General features: G+C 55.1%; 8 protein-coding genes and 1 pseudogene. 2 read left to right on the top strand and 7 right to left on the bottom strand.

Features of this window, described 5'->3' with window-relative positions:
• Window positions 1-6: 6 nt before the first annotated feature.
• A complete protein-coding gene (locus D4100_RS01315; RefSeq protein WP_119802678.1) occupies window positions 7-2,430 on the bottom strand; it encodes a DUF3772 domain-containing protein in 2,424 nt (807 codons plus the stop codon).
• 509 nt (window positions 2,431-2,939) lie between these two features.
• Here D4100_RS01315 and D4100_RS01310 point away from each other — a divergent pair.
• Window positions 2,940-4,667: an ABC-F family ATP-binding cassette domain-containing protein gene (locus D4100_RS01310; protein ID WP_119802676.1), complete on the top strand. Its 1,728-nt coding sequence runs from the start codon at window positions 2,940-2,942 to the stop codon at window positions 4,665-4,667.
• A gap of 925 nt (window positions 4,668-5,592) precedes the next feature.
• Here the strand turns inward: D4100_RS01310 and D4100_RS25715 are convergent.
• From D4100_RS25715 to D4100_RS01280, 6 genes and pseudogenes are all read right to left on the bottom strand, one after another.
• Window positions 5,593-5,999: pseudogene (locus D4100_RS25715) on the bottom strand (recombinase family protein); the annotation flags it as partial.
• Window positions 6,000-6,032: 33 nt separating this feature from the next.
• Window positions 6,033-8,861 (bottom strand): RHS repeat protein, encoded by a 2,829-nt coding sequence (locus D4100_RS01300; RefSeq protein WP_244941625.1) that lies wholly within the window; start codon window positions 8,859-8,861, stop codon window positions 6,033-6,035.
• A gap of 131 nt (window positions 8,862-8,992) precedes the next feature.
• On the bottom strand, window positions 8,993-11,893 hold the full coding sequence (locus tag D4100_RS01295; protein ID WP_244941624.1) for an RHS repeat domain-containing protein: 2,901 nt from the start codon (window positions 11,891-11,893) through the stop codon (window positions 8,993-8,995).
• Window positions 11,894-11,925: 32 nt separating this feature from the next.
• Complete coding sequence (locus tag D4100_RS01290) at window positions 11,926-12,432, bottom strand: hypothetical protein (protein WP_199685627.1); 507 nt, start codon at window positions 12,430-12,432, stop codon at window positions 11,926-11,928.
• Window positions 12,433-13,861: 1,429 nt separating this feature from the next.
• The gene (locus D4100_RS01285) at window positions 13,862-14,224 is read right to left on the bottom strand and encodes a cupin domain-containing protein (RefSeq protein ID WP_006319691.1); all 363 of its coding nucleotides are present in this window, start codon (window positions 14,222-14,224) and stop codon (window positions 13,862-13,864) included.
• An 80-nt stretch (window positions 14,225-14,304) separates the two neighbouring features.
• Window positions 14,305-15,117 carry an AraC family transcriptional regulator gene (locus D4100_RS01280; protein ID WP_119802674.1) on the bottom strand — a complete coding sequence of 271 codons (813 nt, stop codon included), beginning with the start codon at window positions 15,115-15,117 and terminating at the stop codon, window positions 14,305-14,307.
• Between the two features lie 186 nt (window positions 15,118-15,303).
• On the opposite strand from D4100_RS01280, the gene D4100_RS01275 reads away from it, so the two are divergent.
• Complete coding sequence (locus D4100_RS01275) at window positions 15,304-16,803, top strand: efflux transporter outer membrane subunit (protein WP_119802672.1); 1,500 nt, start codon at window positions 15,304-15,306, stop codon at window positions 16,801-16,803.
• The last annotated feature ends 1 nt before the right edge of the window (window position 16,804 follow it).

Genomic DNA, 16,804 nt, shown 5'->3' with positions numbered 1-16,804 from the left:
CCAAGATTAAGAAGACTGCTCTTCTTCGTTGGCCAGATTCTTCGCCTGCTGTTTCATAAACACCACTTCCTGCGGGCTGGACATGCTGACCCGCTGCGCGCGCAGCAGTTTAAGAATATTAAACAGCAATTCGCTTTTGGTAGCGCCGACCATACGCGGGCTGGCAACGTAACCGGTCACGCTGAGAATGATGCCTTCCGGACCAAGCTGGCTGAAGCGGACATAAGGCGCCGGCGTTTCCTGAATGGCTTCATACTCCTGATAGGCGCTGAGCAGGATATTGCGCACCTGCTCAGGATCGATTTCCGTCGGGAAGGTCAACGCAATGGTCACCACGCCCTGGGCGTTGCCCATGGTGGCGTTACGCACGTTCTGCGAAATCAGCTGCGAGTTGGGCACGATCATCGTCGAACGGTCGCTGAGTTGGATTTCGGTGGCGCGGATGTTAATCCGGCGCACATCCCCCTCTACACCGCCGATACCGATCATATCGCCGACTTTCACCGGCCGCTCGGTCAGCAGGATCATGCCGGAAATAAAGTTCTTCACAATCTCCTGCAAGCCAAAACCGATACCGACCGACAACGCACTGACAATCCACGCCAGGTTACTCCACTGGATGCCCAGCGCCGCCAGGGTAATCAGGATCAGCAGCACATAACCCACGTTGCTGAACAGCGTGACCAGGGATGCACGGATGCCGATATCTGAAATGGTTTTCGGCAGCAGTTCATGGCTCAGCCAACGCTGGGTCACCCGCATGATATAGATGCCGATGGCCAGGCAGATCACCGCGTTGATCAGGTTGCCGGGCACGATGTTCAGGCTCTTCAACCCTTCGCCACTCAGAATGGCGATAATCTTGTCCAACAGCGAGTTAGGCGTGGTGGTGCCGAAGGTGCCGTTAAACAGCGCGACAATCATCAGCAACAGCAAAGAACATTTGGCGACGGCGGTGAGGATTATCGCCATCTGCTCCAAATGCCGGTCCTTGAAGTTAAATGATTTCTTGAGCATTTTGCCGCTGGCGGTTTGCGGCGAGAAAATCGCGCCGCACAGGTCGACGGCAAACAGCAGCAGGAAATAGAACGCCATCAGCACCAGAGCGATCCAGATCACCTGATAGGTCAGGAAACGGGCGAAAGCGATATAGCCAATCAGCAGCGAGAACAGGATGACCAGCGAGCCCACCAGCGTGCCCATGTGCAGCAACCCGCTGATGGTGGAACGTTTCTCGACGTGTTCGCCCTGCTGCTCCAGTTTGCGGCGGATGCGTTGGGCACGCAGCGGCATCGCCAGCAGCACCATGCCGATCAACCCGGCCACCAGACCATTACCGAAAATGGTCGCGGCCAGGCTGGCGCTTACCACGTTATTGATTTGTTCAATGGTACCGAACGCCAGCGCCAACCCCGCCAGCAACGGCGAGAAGAAACGCAGACCGGAGGCGACGGCGTCATCCAGCGAGGCCAAACGCCATGACGGGCGGTTAAGCGAAAGCGTCGCGCGGCCCAGTCCGGCGATCAGTGCGCAGAAGATCCCCAGCCGATTAAACCCCTCGGCGAAATCCTCCAGCATGGCCGGCAGCGGCTGTACGCGGGTAAAGGTGATATACAGCAGATTCAGCGCGATGCCGGTGGTGATGACCGTGACGCTGACGGTCACCATCGCCATAAAGCTGCGGCGCAAACGCCCGTCCGGCAGATAACGAATGCTCACCCAGGCCAGGAAACGCTCGGAGAAATAGCGGCCCCATGACCAGATAACGACCGCCAATAGCAGCAGGCCAAGGGTGCCGTAGCGCCACTCCTCCTGCCAACTGGCATCCCACACCTCTTTCATGGCGACATGGAACTGATCCAGCCGCTGTGCGTCATCGGCCGTAGGTTGCACGATCGGCGACCAGAACTTGGCCCCCAACACGCTGCCGGTATTTAGCGCCAGCTGGGTTTTGAACGCCACGCGGCGCATATCACCGATTTGCTGCCCCAGATCGAGCACGCCGGTTCTCATCTCTTGTGCGCGTTTTACCGCATCATCCAGCTGCTTCTTGCTGTTGTTCAACGCGTTGCGCTGTTGTACCACGGCAGCGGTTTCAGGCATCGAACCGGCGGCGGGTTGCGGGCCCAGGACGTCCAACTGCCCCTGCAGCTTTTCCTGCGCCGGTTGCAGATCGGTTGCCAGTTTTTCCAGCCCCGCAGCCAGCTCGTCGGTGGTCTGCCTCAGCTTGCTGAGTTGGGTATCTGTGCTGGCCTTGGAAACCTGCTGTTTAATGCTGTCCAACTGCTTTTGGTAGTTTTTCAGCGCGGTGGCGGCATCCGGTGCGCTGATGGCAACAGGGTCATCCTGAGCGGCGACGCTGGTCAGCGGCGCCAACTGCAACCCAAACAGCAGGAACAGGAAAAGAATAATCTGACGGGGTTTTAACATAAATTCAGTGCTCGGCAATGGCATGATAGACAGACGAAACAAACGGGCCGGTATTGATTATTTACCGGCCCGTTTGGTTAAGCATAAACTGGGATTATGATAGCTGCTTAATCTCAGCTTAAATATCAGTATTATTCCCATTCAGCAAGATTATTCCTACTGCTGCATCGCCGCGAACGGCATGACCGGAAACCTGGCTGTTTTTGGTCGTTAGCCTACTGATAACCCGAATTATTAGGCGGTGGCATATCCTGAAGGATCCCCCTATACTCAGCTCACCTATTAACCAACATTATAAAAGGAGGATTACTATGCCGATGTGTGAATTGTTTTTTTACTCACACTTCTATAGTAATTGCCGCTGCTCAAGCATTACCGGTATCGTGCTGCGATAACCCAGGCTTGAGCGAAGCTTACTAAAATCTGAGTCCCTTCCCTCCGGCTTACCGGGTTGTCGTCAGCGATGTTTGACGATAGGCAGTTGCATGCCTGTAACTCTTGAGTAAGCAATGAGCACATTATTATCTGCACAATCCGTCGGTTACGACAACGCGTTCGGCCCGCTGCTGGCCGAGGTTTCCTTCAGCCTGAAAAAAGGCGATCGCATCGGTTTAATCGGCCACAACGGCTGCGGCAAAAGCACCCTGCTTAAAATCCTCAGCGGCGATCTGTCTGCCGGCAGTGGCAGCCTAACCCTCGCTCATCAGTGCCTGATGGCGCGAGTGGAGCAGCATCTTCCCCCCGAACTGCACGGCTGCACCCTGCTTGAGGCGGTGCTGGCACGCCTGCCGGAAAACCAGCGCGTCAACGAAAGTTGGCAAGGCGAAGTCCTGCTGGCCCAACTGGGTTTTGCCGCGTCATCCTGGACATTGACCGCCGGTACCCTGAGCGGTGGCCAGCATACCCGCCTGCTGCTGGCGCGCGCGCTGATACGCCGGCCGGACCTGCTGTTGCTGGATGAACCCAGCAACCATCTGGATCTGCCGACGCTGTTGTGGCTCGAGCGGTTCCTGCAAGGCTGGCCAGGCAGTTTCGTGCTGGTGTCTCACGATCGCTACCTGCTGGATAAGGTGACCAACTGTACCTGGATACTGCGCGACAAAACCCTGCAGTTCTTCCGCTTGCCCTGCTCTGCTGCGCGTCAGGCGCTGGAGGACAAGGACGCGGCGGATACGCATCGCCGGCAGGCGGAGCAAAAGGAGATCGACCGGGTGGAAAAAAGCGCCCAGCGGCTGGCGGTCTGGGGACGGGTGTACGACAACGAGGATCTGGCCCGCAAGGCCAAACAGATGGAAAAACGGGTCGATCGTCTGAAAGAGGATCAAACCCGGTTGACGGCTGGTACCCAGTGGCGGCTCCGGCTGCGGGGCGAAGCCCTGGACGCCGATCGCCTGTTGGCTCTGCCACAGCTGGATGTACGCCCGGCAGCCGATGCGCCGGTGCTGTTTCGCCTGGCGCACCTGCGGGTGAAAAGCGGCGATCGCATCGCCATCGTCGGCCGTAACGGCTGCGGTAAATCCTCGCTGTTGCAGCATCTGTGGCGGGAATACCAAAGCGCCGTTTCCGGTGACGTGGTATTCCACCCCAAGGTACGTCTCGGGTATTACGATCAGAGCCTCCAGCAGTTGCAGGATGGCGATACGCTGAGCGAAGCGTTGACGCACTTCGCTCCGCTGACCGAAGAGCAGCGCAAAATGGCGCTGATTGGCGCCGGTTTCCCTTATCTGCGCCATCAGCAACGGATCAGCGCCCTGAGCGGCGGCGAGCGTTCGCGCCTGCTGTTTGTCGGCCTGACGCTGGCCAACCATTCACTGTTGCTGCTCGACGAGCCGACCAACCATCTGGACATGGAAGGCAAAGAGGAACTGGCGGAAACCCTGCGCGAGTTTGCAGGCGCAGTGATGCTGGTCACTCACGACCGGATGCTGATAGAAAACAGCTGCAACCGCTTCTGGCTGATTGATCATCAACAGCTGGAAGAGTGGCAGGATCTGGAACCGGTCTATGCCCGGCTGGCGGAACAACGCGGTGCCGAACCCCAAGCGGCCAGGCAAACCGTCCCCGGCGACAGCGAGGGGTTACAGCATGACGAAGAGCGGTTGCTGGCCTGCTTGTTCGAACTCGAGGCTAAACTGCAGGAGGATTTGGCGCGCAAAACCAGGCACCAAAAACCGGCGTTGCAACGGCAATGGCGTAACGAAATTGCTGAAATCACTGTCCGGCTGAAGCTGGACTGACCTTCACAGGCCGCCTGTTTTGGCGGCCTTTATTATCTCGTCGAGACGATATTTGTCCTGTTCACTCACCTGCAGCCAGCGTTGTCGGCAGGTGTCCCTGGGGTTAAACACATCGGATTTGACAAGAGAAGTACCCTGCGCCTCTCGATAAAATACGTAGCTCGCGAAGCCATGCCACCGCAAGTGAACTAAGGCCTTAGATTTCCACACTCCAGTGCGGGAAGGAACGTTTCAGTTTCTAAATGGTGTGACGCCATTTCGGCGTGGTAGGTTTGCACACCGTGTTCTGGTTACCAAAGAAGCCGACTTCGTTCACGGCGTCATTTTCACTGCGGGTTTCCAGCCATTTCACAGGAACAAAATACTCTGACTTATCGGGATCATCTGCGTTCCAGTGATAGAGATCGCTGTACTTAAGCACGTCCATCGCGAGTTTTTCGCCGTCTTCGGTGCTAATGGTAAAGCTGCTGGCAGGCTCAACGGCGCTCTGCACAATATCGACGCCGACGTAACCCGTTGCCGGGATTTTCACCCACACACGGTCGCCGGGTTGTAATTGTTTTAAGGTCTGGCTGTACCAGCTTCCGCCGCCCGCACTGATAAACCCGTAGCGTCGTGCCTCTTCCCAGACTCGGCTGTTTGGATCACCAAACGAGACATAAAACTCACCGTTCCAGGGTTCCTTCGCGTTGGCACTTGTTCCGGCAGTGGCCTGTGCGGCGTTGGTTTGCGTTTCGCTCGGGTCGATAAGCCAGGCGCGACTTAAGAACTGCTCATCACCGTGCTGGAACACTTTGAAGAACAGGACGTTAATCGAGATGCCGTTCTTGCTCAGATAGTCCACAATGCGCTCGGTCGATGGATCCAACTCTGCCGCCACAATGATGATTTGGTGCGACTGGTTGAGTGACTCTTCTTCCAATTCTGACGCCCTCCCGATCCCGAGCTGGCGGGCAATGGCCGTGGCCCCCATCTTCTCCTTGGTATACAGACGCCGGACTTCAGCAGGATCTATAGAGGGCTTTCTTCCGCGGTACACGCCCCGGGCTTTCGCCGCAGCAATCCCTTCCATCTGACGCTCACGTCGCAGATTGGTTTCAAACTCAGCGAAAACACCCAGCATATCGAGGAAGGCTTTACCTGCTGCCGAGCGCGTGTCCACAGGCTGTTCTGTAGCCCTGAGCGTACGCCCTGCTGCTTCAGGGCAAACACGATATCCTGCAGATCCTTAATGCTGCGGGCCAGACGATCCACCCGGGTCACCATCAGCATGTCACCGGGACGCAGGAACTCCAGCAACAGCAGTAACTCATCCCTTCCGGTCCGGCTGCTTCGATTGATGATTGCTAAAAAGGCAAGTTAATATTAAATATTGTTACATTGCCCTTTTATTGTCGCAGAAGGATTCTTCCTCACCTTTATGTTAAAATTCACATTTTCACTGTGTTCCACAGTTTTCATTACGGAATAGGCTTCAAGTCCAAATGACTCAAGTACTCTTTTTGTTGATTTCCCATTCGGGGTTCTAAGGAAGAATGCGTTAAAAAGTTCATCGCCTGATAAACCATAAGTTTCATTTAGTGTCCCCGAATTGAGGACGTCAACCCTAACAACTTGCTTTGGCAACATTCCGACAAAATTAAATTTCTCTGAACTCAATGCATATTGATGTTGTGCAATATGACTAGCAAAATAGGGCTCTCTGGAGATCTCACCACGCCCTCCCTCTCTAAAGTTAGAAATAAAATCCCATTTTTCTTTACCAAATCGATTCAAGAACTTACTATTTTTAGGGTGTTTTTTGCTTACGGATAAAATACTGCCATCATCTTTAAATGTATGAGAGAAATTCTCTGGATTAGCTATGTAAATCAGTGCGTTTTTATCAAATTTCGTTTCCTCATGAAAAGAAAACAAAACACTTTGTATCTCTGCTGATTTTCTTTCTGTTGTTTCACTTTTTTTATTAGAAAATTGAGGCACTTGCTGAATATGCCTAACGATAGAATTCACATCCTCCGCTGTTAATTGCATGTAACTTAGCGCATTTTTTACATCATCAATTGAACCAGGATTTCGTTTAAGTATATTGCTGGTAATTTGTTCAAGCTGGGCAGATGATATTAATCCATCCTCGTCCCTCAGAGTAACAGGATTATTCCTGCACATCCTGAACAGGTTCAGGCCGTCCACCGTGCCTGCCGGGTCCGCGCTGAGCCAGCGGCCCGCCCACGGTTGGTAATAACGATACCCGTAGTAGTACATCCCCGTCGCATCCCGCTCTTTGCCAGAGTAGCGTATGGTTTTATATTCCGCTTCCACCGCACTGCGCACTGCCCATACAGCTGTCCCGCCGTACGGGTAGTATTCCTCCATACTGATAATGTTGCCGTCGCCGTCCAGTTCAAGCTGACCGCTGCCAGCCAGGTTATCGTAACTGTATCGTATTTGGTTGGTGTGGATACCTGCTGGCTGACCCGTTTCCCAGTGCAGCACCCGCACCTGCGCGCGGTCCGCCACACCCACCGTAATAACCTGCAGGCCTTCCGTTCCCGTATCGCCCGCTTTTGTACTGCGCAGCTCCAGCCCCGGCAGGTACAGCACTCGCTGCGTCTGTACGTTGTTGCCAGTTTTCTGTACGCTGACCTTCAGGATTCGTTGACTGCCTGCGTCGTAGCGGTAACTTTCCCGGTCATCCGTGCTGCCATCGCGCACCACCGGCGTTACCTTCAGTAGCTCGTTACGCGGCGTCCAGATGAGGCTCTGTCCCGGCTGCAGTTGCCTCTGCAGCCCGCCCGCCGTGAACAGCATGTCCACCTCGGACGGATTTTCCGTCAGTGTGCTCAGCACACCCTGGTTGCTGCTCTCGCTGACCGTGATGTCCGTTGTGTAACTGTTGTTCGTAGCCGGGGCGCTATGTCTGATTTGTGTCAGGTTGCCGGCATTGTCGTAGCTGTAAGTGCGGGTATAGTTTGTAAACGCAGAGCTGTCGGTGGGGAGGGGAACGGCGGCAGAGGGGAGATTGCTGCCCTGCTGTCTGGCGTTTGCCATCTCGCGCCCGGTGGCGCTGACCAGTTGATACAGGCTGTCGTAGGCGTACGTGTTCTCCGGCACCACTTTCTGGTTGCGCCAGAAGCGGGTCTCTTCCGCATCGTTGCTGACCTTCAGCACATTACCCACCGGGTCATACTTATAGCGCAGGTCCTGCAGTACTTTTGCCCCGGAGGCATGACCTGCCGGGCGTTCTGTTTTCATCCCGGTCAGGCGCTGCGTCTGCGGCTCGTAGGTATAGGTAGTCACCACGCCGTTGCCGTGCTCCTCGCGCAGTTTCTGCCCGGCGGCGGAGTACGTCAGGGACTTAACGATAATCTGCTCCGTCCCGTCCTTCACCGTCAGCCAGTTGCCTGACAGCAGACCCGCCACGTCATAGGCCATGCGCTGCTGGTTACCTTTTGCATCCTTGGTGGTCAGCACCGCACCGGTGGCATCCGCCGTGGTCAGCGTGGTGTACGCCTCACCGTCGAGCTGGTCATTCCATGCAGAGGCATCCCCACCCTGCCAGTCGGCGACGGTGTCCGGGTTGTCCGCATCCTTCAGCAGGCGGCGGGTGACCGAGAGCGACTCGCCGGTCAGGGCGATACTGTTGGTCTGCACCAGACCGGCGGTGTCGTAGTGGCTGACGCACTGTCCGGCCAGGTTCAGGGCCTGCTCCGCGTCGGTATTGCCGGCATAGACGAAGCGCTCCGCAGTGCGTGACATGCCGTCCGGGGTCTGCTCCGTGATACTCAACGGACGACCGGACAGCGAAGCCTCCTCATACTGCCAGCGGCGGGTCACCGCCTGGCTTCTGTCTGCTGTCCCGTCGTCTGCGATGCGGATATTGCTGACCGCGATAAAGGGTCGGCCGGCTGTGTCGCTGAGTGCCACGGTGGTCCCGGCATCTGTGCTGACGGTGCGCATAACGCTGCCGGCCAGGTCGGTGAGGTAGATGAAGTTCGTCAGCCTGGCTGCCTGCAGGCGCGGGTCGGCGCTGCGCGACAGGGCGCCGCGGGCGTCGTACTGATGGCGGGTGATGCGCTCACTGGTGACGTCCGGGGTATCAGGATGGCGATGGTACGCGATGTAGCGCACATTAAGGCCGCGGTTGTCGAGCACCGTGACCGTCGGGGTTTTACTGAATGATGGTATATACAAAAAACATCCCCTAATAACCGTTGATGTAATTATCTGTGTGATGCCATGAGCCTCAGTATCGTCTACCGGGCTGCATTAAACTCGCTGGCAGCTGCACCATGAATACGGCATATATCTTGATACAAAAACACCTACCTTTTTGCAGGTTTATCAAGCCATTTAATATTATTAACCTTGGCGAATTTATTCGCCTTCGCAATAACTTCCTTATCAACTTCAGAATTTAGCGCCATAGCCGAGATCCCCTCTTTAAAGTAAACCGGGGCATGCGATTGCCATTCATAATACTCAGTAAAACTCACATCCGCACCAGGATTGCTAATTATATTGTGCATTTGATCCAATTGATTGCCACTCGAATTTGCGATCAAGGGATATAAATTACCTTGAAAACCAGTGGAGTTAACTAGATCTTTAGCACCACTTTCTCTACGATATATGCCATAAGAATCCCATGCAGTAAATGTCATATTCCCTTTCAATTCATTATTTAAGAACATGGCGCCACTGCCATACGATGCAGCCCCCCCTTTATGATCATCAAAAGAAATCGAGCCGTATTTTTGCCTAGCCATCGGAGCGTAATGTCCCGGCGCTTTAAAAAAACCCCTATCAAATCTTTTATCTTTATAAATTTCACCACCACCACTAATATCCATTAGTGTTTCTTCAGCACCATTTCGAATTCTTAGATAATCTTTATTTGTGCGTACTTCCAATTCCCATGTATTCTTTAAGCGCTGATCCTTATCTTTGTAGAACAGAAGGATTTCATCCGGCTTAAAGTTAAAGCTTAATGAGGTGGAGGAGATTTTATCGTAAAACTTTTCTACGGTCTCCCCAAGCTGTTGGCCGCTTAGATTAAATTTATCTCCTACTCTTCTTTCGGCTAATGCTTTGTCTTGTTCTCTTCGCGAAAGCAAAAATGGTTTTATTACATTGTTTAAATTATCAAGTACTCCCTGCTCCACACTATTCAATTTTGGTTTGCGACCATCCGGGTCAAAAAATGAGGCTGGATTATTTCTGCACATGCGGAACAGATTCAGCCCGTCCACCGTGCCTGCCGGGTCAGCACTGAGCCAGCGCCCCGCCCACGGCTGATAATACCGGTAGCCGTAGTAGTACAGCCCCGTCGCATCCCGCTCCTTGCCCGAGTAGCGGTCCGTTTTGTAGTCCGCCTCCACCGCGTTGCGTGCCGTCAGGACAGCCGTACCTCCGTACGGGTAGTACTCCTCCAGGCTGATAATGTTGCCGTCGCCGTCCAGCTCCAGCCCGCTGCTGCCGATGAGATTGTCATAGCTGTAGCGCAGCTGGTTATTGTCAATGCTGTCCGGCTTACCTTTCTCCCAGTGCAGCACCCGCACCTGCGCCCGGCCCGCCTCGCCGACGGTGATGACCTGCAGGCGCCCCGTTTCCGTATCGCCGGCCTTTGTCGTCCTCAGCTCCAGTCCTGGCAGGTACACCACCCGCTGCGTCTGTGTGCTGTTCGCGGTTTTCTGCGCGCTGACCTTCAGCATGCGCTGGCTGCCCGCGTCGTAGCGGTAGCTTTCCCGGTCGTCCGTACCACCGTGGCGCATCACCGGTGTTACCGTCAGCAGTTCATTACGTGACGTCCAGTTGAGCGTCTGACCTGGCTGCAGCCGCATCTGCTGTCCGCCTGCCGTGAACAGCGTGTCCACGTCAGCCGGGTTTTCCGTCAGCGTGCTCAGCACGCCCCGGTTGCTGCGGTCGCTGATGGTGATATTTGTGGTGTAAGTGTTGTTTGTCGCGGGGGCGCTGTGCCGTATCTGCATCAGGTTGCCGGCGACATCGTAAGAGTACGTCCGGGTGTAGTTCGTGTACGCGGCACTGTCGGTGGGAAGAGGAACGGCGGCGGACGGTAACCCGGTGGACTGCGAACCGGCGCCAGCCATCTCGCGCCCGGTGGCGCTGACCAACTGGTATAGGCTGTCATAGACGTAGGTGTTCTCCGGCACCACTTTCTGGTTGCGCCAGAAGCGGGTCTCTTCGGCATCATTGCTGACCTTCAGCACGTTGCCCACCGGGTCGTAGTCGTAGCGCAGGTCCTGCAACACTTTCGCCCCCGAGGCGTGCCCGGCCGGCCGCTCGGTTTTAATCCCGACCAGACGCTGCGTCTCGGGCTCGTACGCGTAGGTGGTCACCACGCCGTTGCCATGCACCTCGCGCAGCTTCTGCCCGGCGGCGGAGTACGTCAGGGACTGCAAGATGACCTGCTCTGTACCGCCCTTCAGGGTTAGCCAACTGCCGGACAGCAGACCCGCCACGTCGTAGGCCACGCGCTGCAGGTTGCCTTTTGCATCAGTGGTGGTCAGCACCGCGCCGGTGGCGTCGGCGGTGGTCAGGGTTGCATGCACAGCACTATCCAGCCGGTCATTCCAGGCGGAGGCGTCTGTACCTTGCCAGTCGGCCACCAGCGCCGGATTATCCGCGTCCTTCAGCAGGCGGCGGGTGACTGACAGCGGCACGCCAGAGAGCGCCACGCTGTCGGTCTGCACCAGGCCGGCAGTGTCGTAATGGCTGACGCATGTGCCAGCCAGGTTGAGGGCCTGCTCGGCGTGCGTGTTGCCGGCATACGCGAAGCGTTCCGTGATGCGGACCGCTTCGCTGGCCACTTGCTCCGTCATACTCACCGGACGGCCCGGAAGCGCTGAGCCTTCATACTGCCAGGTACGGGTGATACCGTTGGCGTCGATACCCAGAAACGGGCGGCCTGCAATGTCGTTCAGCTGTACGGTGATACCGGCATCAGCGCTGACGGTGCGCATAACGCTGCCGGCCAGGTCGGTGAGGTAGATGAAGTTCGTCAGCCTGGCTGCCTGCAGGCGCGGGTCGGCGCGGCGCGACAGGGCGCCGCGGGCGTCGTACTGATGGCGGGTGATGCGCTCACTGGTGACGTCCGGGGTAACAGGATGGCGATGGTACGCGATGTTGCGCACATTAAGGCCACGATTGTCGAGGACCGTGACCGTTGGGGTGTTGGTATACACATCAATGGTGGTTCGAGTCATTATCACTAATACTCCTAAAAGCGCCCAGCAGGTTAAACATCGGCAGTGTCGTTCTCGTCTTCGCTGACGGTGAACCACGGCGTGAACAGCGTACGTTTCAACCCGCCTTTCGCGGTGACCACCTGCACTACGCGCCCGAGTGGGTCGTGATACGCCGTATCTGCGTACAAATCCTGACGAGCGCTGTCATCGCTGACATAACGCCAATCATTGAGGAAGAACGGCTGATAAGTACGTACAGGCAGGCCTTTGTTGTCGTACTCAGTGCGTCCCGTGACGGCCCAGCGAGTCTCGGTCAAAGCCGTCGTTGGTTGCCCGGTACCATCCGTCACCAGGCTGCCGTCTGTCGCGCGTAGCCAAGCCTCTCCGGTAGCCTGGCGGACAGCCGTCTGTAACAGACGACCAAAGCCATCACTGAAGCTAACTTGCTGGCGTATTTGCTGGGCATTGTCACTGTCATACCGGTCCGTCGTCAGCGTGACGGTCTGTGGGGGCTGGGCCGGTGTGCCCAAAAGGTGCGTATACCTCTCTGGCGTCATGCGGCGCCGTGCCATTGCAGTAATGTAGCCATCTTCTGTCACCCCCCTGGCTGATATCAGCCCATCCCGTTTGTCGGCCAACTCCTGAAGCCGCTGTCGGGAGACTCGTGGCATCCAGCTGTCAGCAAAGTAAACCTGACAAGTTGATACCGGTAACGGTCCGATCAGCGTCAGGGCCTCATCCTCCGTTGCCGGCAAGGTGAATATCGTGTCGCTGTAACCGGCTGGCTGACCGTTTTCGGTACCGGAGAAGCGACTCTGCGTTATCCGCCCTAACGCATCCATTGTTACGGTGTGCGTGTTGTTATTCGCATCCTTCAGGGCTGCAGGCGAAAGAAAACGCCAATCATATGCGGCACTGACAGTCAGCCCAGAGGGGTCTTGATGCTGAATAATCACACAGTGATATTTATCCCTGAACACGGTATTGATGCCGGTCAGGGGGCTGTTGCGTATGCTCCGTGGCAGCCAGAACTGTGCTGCGTCACCGTATTCGGTCTGTGCGGAGCGGGCCAGCCACACCTGTCGGTTCTGTTCATCCGGACGGGCGCATACCCCAGCGATGTCAACTGACCGTCAACGCTGTGGATCTGCTCGGTCCGGGCAATCAGCGGACTGATGGAGCCCGCTTCTATAGCACTATGGTTCATGGGGGGTCCTTTTCGGTGTATGGTATAATGAGATCAATTCAATGCAGAGTGGCGTGTTCCATTGCCTGTAAAACGGCTCGTGCATTAAACCAACGCATGTCAATTTTTTACGATATCCCCATGAGATTATGTGTCCAAAATTAATATAATTGGAAGGGGTGTATAATCATTTTCTATTCCAAATGATGTGATTAAATTCAACTTGTGATTTTCATATTTCACCGAATTTAATTAATTCAATTCGCTTTATGTTGATGTAAATTATTACCAAGCTATTCATTGGTGGTGCATCAGTCAGAGTTTGACTCAAAAAGACGGACTCAAGCACATACCATGCACATGGTTATTGGCGAGCCGTTCGGCCATGATAACGATGATACATCAATGATATTGAAATTTTTTACATCACCTCTATCGAGTTTTTTGGAAAAAATGTTCAAGTATATTAATCCGAGAACACATACCATGAAAATACTTTGCGATACGTCTATAAATACCATGCAATACAGTTATTTTAATTGGGAATAATTTATATATTCATCTTATCAAAAAAAAATCCCAGGCCGATAGAGAATTGGCCATATTTCTACAACAAGGAAAGCGACAGCAGGTAACGCTAAATCAAGCCGTTACCTGCTGCAATAGGTTAAATATTACTCTTGGCGTGTAATATGTCCGTTTCTCTAGCCGATATTTGATCTGCGCCGCATGTCTTGTGCCGTGAAAGATCAACCTGACGGGCTGACTTCATAATATGAGACTTAGCCACAGGATGCCTATCAAATCCAGACATCGTTGACCGCAGTACGTTCTCCCCGTTCGTCACCGGTGTTCAACACGCCGCGAGGTTCGATAAGCATCAGTTGGGTTTCGATCTCGGCAGAGGTTTTGTGTTCGATGCCGCGCGGGACCACATACATCTCGCCCGCATTGACCAGCACATGGCCATCGCGAAAATCAATGCGCAAAACGCCGTCCAATACGATAAGGGTTTCATCGGTTTCGGCATGCGTATGCCAGACGAAGTCACCGTGAATTCTGACCACTTTAAACTGGTAGTCATTCATCTCGGCAATCACTTTCGGCTGCCATTGTTCGGTAAACAGAGAGAGTTTATGAGCGAAATTAATAGGTTGATACATTTTCAGGCTCCTTGGTTAACAGGAGCCCAGCATAGTGGGCCCGGCGGGCGGCAATCTTGAATGATTGTGCAACTTCTGGCTCAACCTCCTTTGATAAACCTCAGCCAGCGACCAGGAGAAACACCAAAATTGCTGATAAATTGGCGCGTCATGTGGCTTTGATCCGCAAATCCCGCATCGATTGAAATATCTGCCAGATTATGGCCCGCCAACATCCGCCGTCTGCAATGTTCAAGACGGCGCATAGTGACGTAGCGGTAGGGGCTGGTGCCAAACAGCACCCGAAAATCCCGGCTCAGACTCCAGCGATCTCTGCCGCTGATCAAAGAAAGCTCATCCAGGGTAATATTCTTATCGAAACAGGAATGGATATATTCCCTTGCCCTTTCAGCCGCCTGATAGTCAAACGCCCGCCGTTGATAACGTTGCCCCCCGACAACGGCCAGGGTTTGCGCCAGGTCATAAAGCGCATCCTCTTCCTCAAGCGTTTCAAACGGATCTTCCATGGCCCTGAGCAAGGGTTGAGCCGCAGCAAAGAGCCGTGGGTCACCGGAAAGACCGCCCGGAATAAAGGGCAATGGCTTGCCGCCGAGTATCTTTTGGATTAATGCAGGCTCGACATAAACCATGCGGTACTGAAACCCCTCTTGCGTACCCGCCTCCCCGTCATGAAGTTCATCCGGATGCAATACCAGGGTGCCGCCGGGCAAGCTATGACGCCTGCCGCCACGATAGTTGAAACTCTGCACACCGGACAACGTACGGCCAATGGCGTAGGTATCGTGGCGATGGAGCTCATAGCCGTGCCCACCGAAAAAGGCTTCGATACGCTCAATTTGCATTGGGGAGCGGGCCGGTTTAACCCAGTCTTGCAGGTCTTTACTTCGTGACATGGGGGGATACCTGCGTCTGTCGAGACAACGATGATTGGAGGACGGTTATTGATAATCGTTAAAGCTCGCGTTGGCTAGTTGGTCCGTTAAAAATGACCATTTCAAGATAATGAAAGTCGAAATCTCGGCATAAAGACAGCTTTTTACCCGCTAATCTGGACGCATTCTCATTGAAGAGTGTGACGCATGTTGATATCCAAAAGGCTGACGATTGCCTTACTTCCCTTGTTATCTGCCGGCTGCGTGGTGGGCCCAGGTCAACCTCCCCTCACCACTCTGCCGCTCGCGGCTAAGCCTTTGGCAAAAACGAAAACTATCACACCCGATACGCCGGATAAATGGTGGTCTTTGTATCAGGATCCCGCCTTAAACCAGGCTGTCGAGCAGGCGTTGAGCAACAACCGGGATCTGCGTGCGGCAGCGGCAAATCTGCTTGCGGCCCAGGCAGTTTTACGTGAAACCGATGCGCAAAAACTGCCCAGCACAAGTTTCGCGGCCAAGGGTGGATATGGCAGTTCGCTAGACGATCAAATCGAGGCGGCGTTAGGTCAAAGCGACAATATCCGCACCGGCAGCCGCTATAGCGCCGGGATCGATCTGCAATGGGAACTCGATCTGTTTGGCCGCCTGCGTTCACAGTCCGGCGCGGCACAGGCAGGCACGGAGTCTGCTCAGGCCGAAGAAGACGGCGTGCGCGTGTGGGTTGCCGCCGAAACGACCCGGGCCTGGCTCAGCGCCTGTAGCTACGGTCAACGGATCGGTATTGCTCAACGGGCTTTGGCGCAGGTTGAGCAAGGGCAGCAGATTACCGAAGCGCTGTATCAATCCGGGGCCGGTGTCGCGCTGGATGTGGTGCGTGCTAAAGGTTTGGTTTACCAAACTCGCGCCGACCTGCCGGTGTTGAAAGCCAAACGTCAGCGCGTATTGGCTGAACTTGCGGTGTTAATGGGCCGCCTGCCTGCCAATCCCCCCGCACAGGCGCTTGCCTGCCTGAAACCGCCAACGCTGGCGTATCGCGGCTTGCCTGACAACGACGGTTTAGCCCTGTTACGCCGTCGCCCCGATGTACGCGAGGCACAACAACAGCTTGCCGCCGCAACGGCCAATATTCGCGTAGCGACCACCGATCTCTATCCGCGCATTTCGCTGGGGGCCAACATGCTCAGCTCCGCTCACCAGCCTGAAGATTGGGGTAACAGCGGCGCCACGGTCTGGAGCATCGGACCGTTGATCTCATGGTCCTTCCCCAATATTACGGAGGCCCGCGCACGCATCGCGCAGGCTGGTGCCAAGGAAAGTGCGGCACTCGCGCATTTTGACGGCACGATTTTGGCTGCGCTGAAAGAGCTACAGGTGAGCTTGACAGGCTATGACTCGGCCCTGCAGCAGCAAAAACTCCTTCAGCAGGCTGCCGAAAACAGTCGACAAGCGCTGAAACTATCGACGCTTGCCTATCAGGACGGCGCGGCAACCGCCCTCGACTATCTCGATAATCAACGTAACTACGTCGCCGTTCAGAGTGAGTTGGCGCGCGCAAACACGCGGGTGATTGAGGCTCAGGTGACGTTATTTAAAGCCCTGGGTGGCGGATGGCAGCAGGCTCCCTCTGTGGTGCTCCCGGTACCTCAGCGGTCTAAAACCGCTTCCAGCATGTTATTTCCTCCTGTTTTTAAAAGAGAATCATAAT

The sequence above is a fragment of the Serratia inhibens genome, from assembly GCF_003591175.1.
In the GTDB taxonomy this organism is placed as follows: domain Bacteria; phylum Pseudomonadota; class Gammaproteobacteria; order Enterobacterales; family Enterobacteriaceae; genus Serratia; species Serratia inhibens.
This window is presented reverse-complemented; position numbering and strand designations above follow the sequence as displayed.

What these genes read in the sequence shown, in the direction of transcription:
- D4100_RS01315 (WP_119802678.1), bottom strand. Translation starts at nt 2,430, where the DNA reads ATGTTAAAACCCCGTCAGATTATTCTTTTCCTGTTCCTGCTGTTTGGG.
- D4100_RS01310 (WP_119802676.1), top strand. Translation starts at nt 2,940, where the DNA reads ATGAGCACATTATTATCTGCACAATCCGTCGGTTACGACAACGCGTTC.
- D4100_RS01295 (WP_244941624.1), bottom strand. Translation starts at nt 11,893, where the DNA reads ATGACTCGAACCACCATTGATGTGTATACCAACACCCCAACGGTCACG.
- D4100_RS01290 (WP_199685627.1), bottom strand. Translation starts at nt 12,432, where the DNA reads ATGACGCCAGAGAGGTATACGCACCTTTTGGGCACACCGGCCCAGCCC.
- D4100_RS01285 (WP_006319691.1), bottom strand. Translation starts at nt 14,224, where the DNA reads ATGTATCAACCTATTAATTTCGCTCATAAACTCTCTCTGTTTACCGAA.
- D4100_RS01280 (WP_119802674.1), bottom strand. Translation starts at nt 15,117, where the DNA reads ATGTCACGAAGTAAAGACCTGCAAGACTGGGTTAAACCGGCCCGCTCC.
- D4100_RS01275 (WP_119802672.1), top strand. Translation starts at nt 15,304, where the DNA reads ATGTTGATATCCAAAAGGCTGACGATTGCCTTACTTCCCTTGTTATCT.